Genomic DNA, 10,186 nt, shown 5'->3' on the forward strand with positions numbered 1-10,186 from the left:
ACATGAGCCAAGTCGAGAACGAATCACCGCACGTGAGCGCGCAGGACTACGCCCTGATCGGCGGCGCCGGCGAGCGTGCGCGGGCCGCGGGCCTGGTCAACGGCGCCTGGTACCGCTGCGCCGTTCCCCGGGCCACGATGAAGGCGCTGATGCAGCGCAGCGACGGCCCCGCGATCCGCGACACGCTGCTGTGGCTGGCGCTGATCGCGGGCAGCGGCGCGCTGGCCTTCGCGCTGCGCGGCAGCGCGTGGTGCATCCCCGCCTTCATCGTCTACGGCGCGCTGTATGGCGGCTCCGCTGATTCGCGCTGGCACGAGGCCGGGCACGGCACGGCCTTCCGCACGCGCTGGATGAACGAGGCGCTGTACCAGCTGGCCAGCTTCATGATCTTGCGACGCCCGACGGTCTGGCGCTGGAGCCATGCGCGCCATCATTCGGACACCCTGGTCACCGGCCGCGACCCGGAGATCGCGGTGCAGCGGCCTCCGAGCGTCGCCAGGATCCTGGCGAACGTGTTCGCGCTGGAGTCCGGTCCTTCGGCGCTGCGCCAGGTGCTCGCCAACGCCTTCGGCCGCGTCGACCCGCAGGAGCGGAGCTTCATCCCGGAGAGCGAGCATCCGCGCGTGGTCCGCGAGGCGCGCGCCTGGCTGGTGGCCTATGCCGCCGTCGCCGCGTGCTGCGTCGCGACCGCTTCGCCGTGGCCGCTGATGTTCGTCGGCCTGCCTTCCTTCTACGGCGCCTGGCTCTATGTCTTCTTCGGCCTGACCCAGCACGCCGGCCTGCCCGAGAACACGCTGGACCATCGCCTCAACTGCCGCACGATACGGATGAATCCGGTGTTCCGCTTCCTGTACTGGAACATGAACTATCACGTCGAGCACCACATGTTCCCGATGGTTCCGTACCACGCGCTGCCCAGGCTGCATGAGGAGATGAAGCAGGACTGCCCGCCGCCCTATCCCGGCATCCGGGCGGCCTACCGCGAGCTGGTCCCGGCCGTGCTGCGGCAGCGGACGGAACCTGCCCACCACATCGTGCGGCCCCTGCCCACCAACGATTCGAAGGCCTGAGACATGAGCGAATGGATTGAAGTCTGCCCGCTGGCTGCACTGGACGAGGAGGACGTGATGCGCTTCGACCACGCGGGCCGCAGCTTCGCGGTCTACCGCATCGGCGACGAGGTGTTCGCCTCCGACGGCCTGTGCACCCATGAGCAGGTGCATCTGTGCGACGGCCTGGTGATGGACGGCGTCATCGAATGCCCCAAGCACAACGGCCGTTTCGACGTGCGTACCGGCCGGGCGCTCGGCGCGCCGGTCTGCGTCAATCTCGGGACCTATCCCGCCAAGGTCGATGGCGGCAGGATCCTGATCCAGCCATGACCAGCAACAAGCCCATCGTGATCGTCGGCGCCGGCCAGGCGGGCGCGCGAGCCGCGCTGGCGCTGCGCGCGCAGGGCTGGAACGGGCCGGTGCTGCTGATCGGCCAGGAACCTCACGCGCCCTACGAGCGCCCGGCGCTGTCCAAGCAGGCCCTGCTCGATGCTGCCACCAGCCTGAGCTGGGTCGCGCCGGTGGAGGACTACGCCGCGCAGCGGATCGAGCTGCGGCTCGGCACCCGGGTTCTCGCGCTGGATGCGCAGGCCCGCAGCATCGAGCTGCAAGCCGGCGACGGCCCGGCCGAGCGCATCGGCTACGACCGGCTGCTGCTGGCGACCGGCGGCAGCGCCCGGCGCCTCGCGATCCCGGGTTCGGACGACGAGCGGGTGCTGTACCTGCGCGACGCGGCCGATGCCCGCCGGCTGGCAGCCCGCCTGCGGCCCGGCGCGCGACTGGCCGTGGTCGGCGGTGGCTTCATCGGGCTGGAGGTGGCCGCCTCGGCGCGCCAGCGGGGCTGCGAGGTCACCGTGCTGGAGGCCGGGACCGGCGTGCTTGGCCGCGCGGCGCCGGCCTCGCTGGCGGCGCTGGTGCAGGCGCTGCACGCGCGGCACGGGGTGAAGCTGCGGCTCGGCGACGCCCCGCTCGCCTTCGAGGGCCTGCCGGACCAGGTGCTGGTCCAGCTCGGCTCGGGCGGCCTGCTGGGCGTCGATGCGGTGCTCATGGGCGTCGGCATGATGCCCAACGTGGCGCTGGCCCGGGCGGCCGGGCTGCGGGTGAACCGCGGCATCGTCGTGGACGAGCGGCTGCAGGCCAGCGCGCCCGGCATCTACGCCGCCGGCGACGTCTGCGAATACCCCGATGCCGATGGAGCCGGCACCGTCCTGATGGAGTCCTGGGCCAATGCCGAGGCGACGGGGAGCCATGTCGCGGCCAGCATGCTGGGCGCGGTGCTGCCCTATCGGCCGGTGCCGTGGATGTGGTCCGACCAGTACGACCATGCCTTCCAGCGGGTGGGCCGATGCGGCGCGGCCGACCGGGTCGTCACGCGCGAGATCAGCGGCGGCCGGATGGAGTTCTACCTGGGTGCCGACGGCCGGCTGGTCGGCGCCGCAGGCTTCGCGCCCGCGTCGAGCCTGGCGCGCGCCTTCCTGGTCGCTCGCAAGCTGGTCGAGGCCCGGCCGTGCCTGCCGCCCACCGGGCTGGCCGATCCGGACGTGCCGCTGAAATCCCTGCTGAACCGATGAAGAAGCTCGCCTCATCCGTCGTCGTGCCCCTGCCCACCGGCCGTGCCACGCTGGCCGACGTGGCCGCCCAGGCCGGCGTGTCGCTGGCCACGGCGGACCGGGTCATCCACGAACGCAAGGGCGTGCGCGACGCGGTGCGCCAGCGGGTGCTGGGCGCCGCCGCCCGCCTCGAGTACCTGCCCGCACCCACGCTGGAGACGATGCTGCGGCCGCCGCCGCTGCGCCTGACCCTGCTGCTGCCCAAGGGGTCCAACCGCTTCATGAACCTGCTGGCGGACTATGCCGAACGGGCCGAGGAGCAGTGGAGCCCGTACAACGTCCAGTGCAAGGTCCGCTGGATCGAGGCCTTCGACCCGGAGCGGCTGGCCAAGGCCCTGAACGGCCAGGCGCGCAAGGCCGATGGCGTCGCCTTCATCGCCCTTGAGCATCCGCTGGTCAGGGAGGCCGCGAACCGCCTGGTCGATGCGGGCATGCCCGTCATCACGCTGGCTTCCGACCTCTCCAACAGCAAGCGCACCGCCTACATCGGCCTGGACAACTACGCCGCCGGCCGCACCGCCGGCCTGGTGATGGGCCGCTGGTGCGAACGCGCCGGCGGCAAGGTCGCGATGATCTGCGGCAGCCTCAGCTACCGCGGCCACGGCGAGCGCGAGATGGGCTTCCAGCACATGCTGCAGGAGAGCTTCCCGAACCTGCTGGTCACCGGCGTGCGGGAGGCCCACGACGATCCCCAGCACACCTACCAGGCGATGCGCGAACTGGTGGCGCAGCACCGCAACCTGGTCGGCGTCTACAACGTTGGCGGCGGCTCGGACGGCGTGGGCCGCGCGCTGCGCGAAGCGGGCCTGGCCGGCAAGGTGAGCTTCATCGGCCACGAGCTGACGCCCGAGACCCGCGGCTTCCTGATCGACGGAACCATGGCCGCCGTGATCCACCAGAACCCGCAGCTCGAAGTGATGAACTGCGTGCGCATCCTGGCCAATGTGCGCGGCGGCAAGAAACCGCAGGAGGGCATCGAGCCGCTGCGCATCGCGTTGATCCTGCGCGAGAACCTGCCCTAGGAAGACAAGCGATGAATGCATTCCAGCCGCGGCCCTTCGGCCACAGCGGCCTCCTGGTCTCGTCCCTGGCCTACGGTGCGATGAGCATCACGGCCGATCCCGGCATCGCCGCCGGCGTCGCCCCGTCGCTGCTGCGGGCGCTGGAGCGCGGCGTGAACCTGATCGACACGGCGCGGATCTACCCAGGTTCCGAAGCGCTCGTGCGCAGCAGCCTGGCGGCCTGGCGCGGCCCGCGGCCGCTGATCTCGACCAAGCTCCAGACCCGCTGCCTGGACGCCTGGCGCTTCCCGCACCCCCTGCACGAGGCCTACACGCCGGCATCGATCCGCCAGTCGGTCGACGAGAGCCTGGCCGCCCTCGGCGTGGAGACGCTGGACATCGTCCACCTGCACCAGTGGCACTACGGCTGGACCCACGAGCCGGACTGGCTGGAAACGCTGCAGGCGCTGCGCCGCGAGGGCAAGCTGCGCTGCATCGCCGTCAGCGCGCAGGACCACGAGCACGACGCCCTGCTGGAGCTGGTCAGCCGCCGGATGGTGGACGGCATCCAGCTGATCGTGAACCTGTTCGAGTCCCGCCCGCTGAACGCGGTGCTGCCGCTCGCCGAGGCGCGCGGCGTCGGCGTCATCGGCCGCTGCGTGATGGATTCGGGCGGCCTCGCCGGCGGCCTGGGCCGGGAGGACTTCGCGGCACGCCGCTTCCTGCAGCATGCGCCCTACGACGAATACCGCCGGCGACTCGACCGGATGGAAGCCGCGCTGTGCCCGCAGCACGCGGGCAGCCTCGCCGAACTGGCGCTGCGCTTCGCCGCCTTTGCGCCCGGCGTCAGCTCGATCACCCTCGGCACCTCGACGGCCGCCTGGGTGGACCAGGCCCTCGCGGTCCTCGACAAGGGGCCGCTGGCGCAGGAGGCCGTCAGGCTCATTGCACGCGAGCACGTCTGGAGCAAGAACTTCTACGAGGAGCTGCTGTGACGAGCAAGCAGGTGAGCTTCTGCTTCGACGACGGCTTCCGGCGCAGCGCCGAGACCGTCTGCCAGGTGTTCGAGCAGCGCGGTCTGAAGGCCTGCTTCGCCATCCTGGCGGATCCCGGGCACGCGCTGGACCCCTTCGTGCGCGGCGCCGATCTGGGCGACTGGGCCTTCTGGCGGCAGGTCATGGCGGCGGGCCACGAGCTCGGCTCGCATGGCCTGATGCACGAGCGCTATGACGAGCTGGGCATCGAGGCCGCCCGGGCCAGCGTGCTGCGCGCGCTGGCGGCGATGGAGGCCCGGCTGCCCGGCTTCCGGCGGCGCGACGCCGTATTCCATGTGCCCTACCTGAGCGCACCCGACGAACTGGTCCGCTGGCTGGGCGAGGACCAATCGCTCGCGGTCCGGCTGGGGCCGGCGGCCGCGGGCTTCAATCGCTGGTCGGAGCTGCGGCGGGGCGCCGTCATCAACTGCGTCTGCTTCGGCCCCGAGGGCGTGGGCGAGTCGCTCGCCGCCCGGCTGCAGCAGTTCAGCCAGCAGGCGGAAGACGGCTGGCTGGTCCTGGTCCTGCATGGCGTGGACGGCGAAGGCTGGGGGCCGGTGACGCGGGCCCAGTTGGAGCGCCTGCTCGACGATGCGCTGGCGGCCGGCATCACCGTGGCCACGCCGAATGCCACGCTGGCGGCGTTCCTGTGATCACTCACCCCACCCGCTCGACACCCGCCATGCCGGCAGCCGACACGATCAGCACGCGCACCGGCCTCGCGTAGGCCGCGCTGCTGGCGCGCAAGGCGGCCAGCAGCACGGCGGCCCTGGCGGCGTCCGGCTCACGCACCATCAGCAAGGTCGCCCGGCGGGGGCGGAAGGCCTCGGCGGCGCCGGGCGATGCCGCACGCCACCAGCCGCAGTCCCAGGGCCGCCCGGCCTGCATCCCGCCATCCGCCGCCCGTTCGCGCCAGAGGATCTGCAGCCGCCACCCCAGGCCGCGCCAGCGCCCCAGGCGCGCCAACTCGTGGCTGCCGTCCAGGGCGCAGGCGACGCCGTCCAGCGCGGCATGCGGTGCGATGCTGGCCACGCGCAGCGGTGCCGTCAGCGCGGGGAAGGCGCCTTCTTCGCACCAGGCGCGCAGCCGGGCGAGCAGCGCCGCATCGCCAGCGCGGCGGGCGTCCGGCGGCTGCATCAGCGCCTCGTCGAAGCGGCGGGGCAGATGCACGCGCGACGCGGCCTCCCGCTGCCCCGTCACTTCCCCTTCTCGCTCCACAACACCCCGCCCGTCGCCCAGTCCTGGCGCTTCATGTCGAAGAACAGCACGTCCACGCCGTCGGGGCTGCCGCCCAGCACGCGCACGCAGGCTGAAGTGAGTTCCTTGGCCAGCTCGGCCTTCTGCTCGGGCGTGCGCCCTTCGAAAAGTTCGACTCGGATGGTGGGCATGGTCAGCTTGCTCCTCAGTTGCGGAATCCGGGGGAAAGACGTTCGACGCGGCGCAGCAGCGCGGGCCACTCGGCATCGCCGTCGCGTTCGCTGCCGTCGCCCACCCACTGGCGGTAGGTGAGCGCGGCGAGGTCGGGGCTGGCGGCCTGGATGCGGCCGGCGCCGGCAGCCATCGCACGCAGCTGGGCCTGGGCGGCGCGTTCGAGGATGTGCATCAGCATGAAGGCCTCGGCCACCGTGCGGCCCACCGTCAGCGTGCCGTGGTTCTCGAGGATCAGGCCGTCGAGCTCGCCCAGGTTCGCCACCAGCCGCTGCTGTTCCTCGCGGCCCAGCGCCAGCCCCTCATAGGCATGGCGGCCGAGCCGCCCGTGCAGGCGCATCGCCCACTGCGTCGTCGGCTGCAGGCCGCCGGGCAGCATCGCCAGCGCCACGCCCCAGGGCGCATGCAGGTGGATCACGCACTCCAGCTCGGGCCGCGCGGCGTGGACGGCGCCATGGATCGCGAAGCCACTCGGGTTGACGCGGCGCCCGCTGCCATCGGCCACCCGGCCGGCGATGTCCACCTTCACCAGGTTCGAGGCGCAGACCTCGTCGAAGCCGAGGCCGAACTCGTTGATCAGGTAGACGCCGGGCTCGCCCGGCACGGTGGCGGACAGGTGGGTGTAGATGGTGTCGTCCCAGCCCGCCAGCGCCGCGAGGCGGTAGGCGGCGGCGAGGTCGATGCGGACGTCGGCTTCGGTGCGCGGGCTCAGGCTCATGGGTTCATTCTGCCCTCGCCGACGATGCCCACGACGAAGGCCAGGAAGGCCCTCACCTTGGCCGGCACCTGGTGGCGCGAAGGGTAGATCGCATGCATCGGGAAGCGCTCGTCGGGCCAGTCCGGGAACAGGTCGACCAGGCTGCCCGTCTCCAGCAGCGAGCGCGTGCCGAAGTCCATCACCTGCGCGAGGCCGTAGCCGGCCAGGCAGGTGCTCAGCAGCGTGCCGGCGTCGTTGACGATCAGGCGGCCGTCGGTCGGCACGACGAGCCGCCGGCGCCGGCGGTGGAACTCCCAGGGAAAGGGCCGGCCGGTGGCCGGGTCGCGGAAGTCGATGCAGGCATGGCCCTCGCGCTCGATGTCCTGCGGCGCCGCGGGCCGGCCGCGGCGCGCCAGGTAGGCCGGCGCGGCGACAGTGACGATGCGCGTGTCCAGCAGCTTGCGCGCGATCAACCCGGAGGCCGGCAGGTGGCCGAAGCGCACCGCCAGGTCGAAGCCGTCGGCCACCATGTCGCCCAGCTGGTCGCGGGTGACGAGGTCCAGCCTCAGCTCCGGATGCGCCGCGAGGAACTCGCCGATGCGCGGCCCCAGCGCCATGCGCGAGAAGAAGGGATCGAGCTGCACCCGCAGCCGCCCGCGCACCGCCGTGCGACCCAGCGCCACGCCGTTGGCGGCCTCCTCCAGCCCCGCCAGCAGCGGCAGCACCTGGCTGCGGAAGGCGCGCCCCTCGTCGGTCAGGCTCACCGAGCGGGTCGTGCGGTCGAACAGCCGCACGCCGAGGCGCTGCTCCAGCCGGGCCACCGCGCGGCTCACGCCGGGCTGGGACATGTCGAGCTGGCGGCCCGCCTCGGCAAAGCTGCCCGCGTCGGCAATGGCCAGGAACACGCCCAGGCCGCCCAGCATCCGTTCATCCATGCTTGTCAGTCATCAATGCAATGACATCGATGCTATCGCCGAATCGATCGCAAGTTTCCAGAATCGGTCCATCCATCAACGAAAGGACATCCGATGTTTGCAATCACGGGAATCACGGGCCAGGTCGGCGGCGCAGTGGCGCGGGCGCTGCTGGCGCAGGGGCAACAGGTGCGGGCCGTCGTACGCGACACGGCCCGGGGCGCGGCCTGGCAGGCACGCGGCTGCGAGCTGGCCCTGGCCGACGTCGGCGATGCGCAGGCCCTGGCCGAGGCCCTGCGCGGCTGCGAGGGCGTCTTCCTGCTGCTGCCGCCCTGCTTCGATCCCTCGCCGGACTTCGCCGAATCGGCCCGCCTCATCGCCGCGATGCGCGCCGCCCTGCTGGCGGCCCGGCCGGCGCGCGTGGTGGCGCTGTCGACGATCGGCGCGCGGGCGGGCCATCGCAACCTGCTGAGCCAGCTGGGCATGCTCGAGGCGGCGCTGCAGGACCTGCCGCTGCCGGTCACGCTGCTGCGGCCGGGCTGGTTCATCGAGAACCTGGCCTGGGATGTCGCCGGCGCCCGCGAGCGCGGCGAGATCGAGTCGCTGCTGCAGCCGCTGGATCGCGCGGTGCCGATGGTGGCGACCGAGGACGTCGGCCGCACGGCCGCGGCCCTGCTGCTCGAAGACGCATCGACCGGCCATCGCGTCGTCGAGCTGGAAGGCCCGCGCCGCCTGTCGCCGAACGACCTGGCCGCGGCGCTGGCGCGCGCACTGCGCCGCGAGGTGCGGGCGGTGGCGGTCCCGCGCGACCAATGGGAAGCGCGCATGCACGCCCAGGGCATGCGCAACCCGGAGCCGCGCATGCGCATGCTGGACGGCTTCAACGAGGGCTGGATCGCCTTCGACGGCCCGGCGCGCCAGGGCGGCACCGGCGTGGACGAGGTGCTCCGCCGCCTGGTCGACGCCGCCTGATCCTGATCAGGCCAGCACCGTGCGCGCGACCCGCGCCAGCGCCGCTTCCACCCAGCGCTGGGCCAGCGGGAACGGTCCGTAGCCGGACTCGGTGTTGATATGGCCGGCCCGGCCCAGATTGGTCAGGTGCGAGCCCCAGCGCCCGGCCCAGCGCTGGGCCAGGGCGAGCGACATCCACGGATCGTTCTGGCTGGCGATCAGCGCCGTCGGGATCTGCAGCCGGTGCTGCGGCAGCGACTCGGCCACGCCGAACTTGTCGGGCGAGGCCGGCGCCACCAGCAGCGCCTCGCGGATCGGCGAGTGCGGGTGCTCGCCCAGGTGCCGCGCCAGCGCCAGCACGCCGAAGCTGTGGGCCACGGCGACCCACTCGCCCTCGCCGGGGGTCTCCAGCGTGCTGGCGATGCGGTCGGCCCAGCGCTGCAGGTCCGGCCGGGCGAAGTCGCGCTGGACGACGCGGCGCGCGTCGGGATGCCGGGCCTGCAGCCAGGTCTGCCAGTGGGCCGGGCCGCTGTCGTGCAGGCCCGGGATGATCAGCAGGCGGGTCGTGCTCATGGGAAGGGCTCCGAGGGGATGGTGGCCACAGCCTAGGCGCCTGCGCACGCCGGCTGAACGAAGGCTTGCTCAGCAGCACATGCGCGATGCGCCTAATGCGGGACGCGCATACGCATCGACGTTTTTGTCGCTTCACCGCCGTCGGGGCCTGCGCAAGACTGCCGGCCCATGAGCACCAGCATTCCCACATTTCCCCGCATCGCCGCGGCGCCGGCGCCGGACCTGGCGCAGGCCCTGGGGCCAGGTCTTGCCAGCCTGCGCGAGCAGCTCGCCGCCACCGCGATCGAACGCGACCGCCGCGGCGGCCACGCGGCCGAGCAGCGCGAGGCGATCCGCGCCAGCGGCCTGCTGGCGCTGACCATCCCCGCCGAGCTGGGCGGCCTCGGCGGCAGCCTGGCGGACTTCTATGCCACGCTGCGCCAGATCGCCCAGGTGGACAGCGCGCTGGCCCATCTGTTCGGCTTCCACCACCTGCAGCTGTTCGGCGTGCAGCTCTACGGCGGCCCGGCCGCCACCGCCCACGGCGCGCGCCATCTGCGCGAGACGGCCGAGCAGCGCCTGTTCTGGGGCAATGCGCTGAACCCGGCCGATGCGCGGCTGCTGGCCCGCCAGGTGGAAGGCGGCTGGCGGCTGGAAGGCAGCAAGGGCTTCTGCTCCGGCGCGCTGGGCTCGGACCGGCTGACCGTCTCGGCGCTGACGAAGGAGGGCGCGCTGCTGATCGGCATCGTGCCCACGCGCCGCGTCGGCGTGCAGGTGGCGCAGGACTGGGACGCCTTCGGCCAGCGCCAGACCGACAGCGGCAGCGTGCGCTTCGTCGATGTCTGGCTGGCCGACGACGAACTGCTGCAGAAGCCCGGCAGCAGCGCCACGCCGCGCGCCACGTTGCGCTCGCAGATCGCGCAGCTGGTGATGTCCAACCTGTATCT

13 protein-coding genes are annotated in these 10,186 nt (G+C 72.5%); 8 read left to right on the plus strand and 5 right to left on the minus strand.

Annotation, left to right across the window (positions count from 1 at the left end; translation table 11 throughout):
* Nucleotides 1-2: 2 nt before the first annotated feature.
* The 6 genes from B0W88_RS09205 to B0W88_RS09230 are packed head-to-tail and all read left to right on the plus strand — an operon-like array spanning nucleotide 3 to nucleotide 5,350.
* On the plus strand, nucleotides 3-1,070 hold the full coding sequence (locus B0W88_RS09205; RefSeq protein ID WP_077034367.1) for a fatty acid desaturase family protein: 1,068 nt from the start codon (nucleotides 3-5) through the stop codon (nucleotides 1,068-1,070).
* Nucleotides 1,071-1,073: 3 nt separating this feature from the next.
* Nucleotides 1,074-1,382: a MocE family 2Fe-2S type ferredoxin gene (locus B0W88_RS09210; RefSeq protein WP_077034368.1), complete on the plus strand. Its 309-nt coding sequence runs from the start codon at nucleotides 1,074-1,076 to the stop codon at nucleotides 1,380-1,382.
* On the plus strand, nucleotides 1,379-2,623 hold the full coding sequence (locus B0W88_RS09215; protein WP_077034369.1) for an NAD(P)/FAD-dependent oxidoreductase: 1,245 nt from the start codon (nucleotides 1,379-1,381) through the stop codon (nucleotides 2,621-2,623). Before B0W88_RS09210 ends, B0W88_RS09215 begins: the two co-directional genes overlap by 4 nt.
* Nucleotides 2,620-3,684 carry a LacI family DNA-binding transcriptional regulator gene (locus B0W88_RS09220; RefSeq protein WP_077034370.1) on the plus strand — a complete coding sequence of 355 codons (1,065 nt, stop codon included), beginning with the start codon at nucleotides 2,620-2,622 and terminating at the stop codon, nucleotides 3,682-3,684. Before B0W88_RS09215 ends, B0W88_RS09220 begins: the two co-directional genes overlap by 4 nt.
* 11 nt (nucleotides 3,685-3,695) lie before the next feature.
* Entirely contained in the window at nucleotides 3,696-4,658 is a 963-nt protein-coding gene (locus tag B0W88_RS09225; RefSeq protein WP_077034371.1) for an aldo/keto reductase, read from the plus strand.
* Nucleotides 4,655-5,350, plus strand: coding sequence for a polysaccharide deacetylase family protein (locus B0W88_RS09230; protein WP_077034372.1), 696 nt, complete (start codon nucleotides 4,655-4,657; stop codon nucleotides 5,348-5,350). Before B0W88_RS09225 ends, B0W88_RS09230 begins: the two co-directional genes overlap by 4 nt.
* A 4-nt stretch (nucleotides 5,351-5,354) precedes the next feature.
* Here the strand turns inward: B0W88_RS09230 and B0W88_RS09235 are convergent, their stop codons facing one another.
* From B0W88_RS09235 to B0W88_RS09250, 4 genes are read right to left on the minus strand one after another with little or no spacing between them, the layout of a single operon-like run.
* On the minus strand, nucleotides 5,355-5,867 hold the full coding sequence (locus B0W88_RS09235) for a hypothetical protein (protein ID WP_144006683.1): 513 nt from the start codon (nucleotides 5,865-5,867) through the stop codon (nucleotides 5,355-5,357).
* A 26-nt stretch (nucleotides 5,868-5,893) separates the two neighbouring features.
* Nucleotides 5,894-6,085: a 4-oxalocrotonate tautomerase gene (locus B0W88_RS09240; RefSeq protein ID WP_077034374.1), complete on the minus strand. Its 192-nt coding sequence runs from the start codon at nucleotides 6,083-6,085 to the stop codon at nucleotides 5,894-5,896.
* A gap of 14 nt (nucleotides 6,086-6,099) precedes the next feature.
* Nucleotides 6,100-6,843 carry a class II aldolase/adducin family protein gene (locus B0W88_RS09245; protein ID WP_077034375.1) on the minus strand — a complete coding sequence of 248 codons (744 nt, stop codon included), beginning with the start codon at nucleotides 6,841-6,843 and terminating at the stop codon, nucleotides 6,100-6,102.
* Nucleotides 6,840-7,757 (minus strand): LysR family transcriptional regulator, encoded by a 918-nt coding sequence (locus tag B0W88_RS09250; RefSeq protein ID WP_077034376.1) that lies wholly within the window; start codon nucleotides 7,755-7,757, stop codon nucleotides 6,840-6,842. The genes B0W88_RS09245 and B0W88_RS09250 overlap by 4 nt, the downstream gene beginning before the upstream one ends.
* Nucleotides 7,758-7,850: 93 nt before the next feature.
* Here B0W88_RS09250 and B0W88_RS09255 point away from each other — a divergent pair, with 93 nt between their 5' ends.
* Nucleotides 7,851-8,708 carry an NmrA family NAD(P)-binding protein gene (locus B0W88_RS09255; RefSeq protein WP_077034377.1) on the plus strand — a complete coding sequence of 286 codons (858 nt, stop codon included), beginning with the start codon at nucleotides 7,851-7,853 and terminating at the stop codon, nucleotides 8,706-8,708.
* A gap of 6 nt (nucleotides 8,709-8,714) precedes the next feature.
* Here the strand turns inward: B0W88_RS09255 and B0W88_RS09260 are convergent, their stop codons facing one another.
* Nucleotides 8,715-9,260, minus strand: coding sequence for an alpha/beta hydrolase (locus tag B0W88_RS09260; protein WP_077034378.1), 546 nt, complete (start codon nucleotides 9,258-9,260; stop codon nucleotides 8,715-8,717).
* Between the two features lie 168 nt (nucleotides 9,261-9,428).
* On the opposite strand from B0W88_RS09260, the gene B0W88_RS09265 reads away from it, so the two are divergent.
* A partial coding sequence (locus tag B0W88_RS09265) for an acyl-CoA dehydrogenase family protein (protein WP_198937806.1) occupies nucleotides 9,429-10,186 on the plus strand: 758 nt, incomplete at its 3' end.

Origin of the sequence: Pelomonas sp. KK5 (genome assembly GCF_001984095.1) — a bacterium.
Lineage (GTDB): Bacteria > Pseudomonadota > Gammaproteobacteria > Burkholderiales > Burkholderiaceae_C > KK5.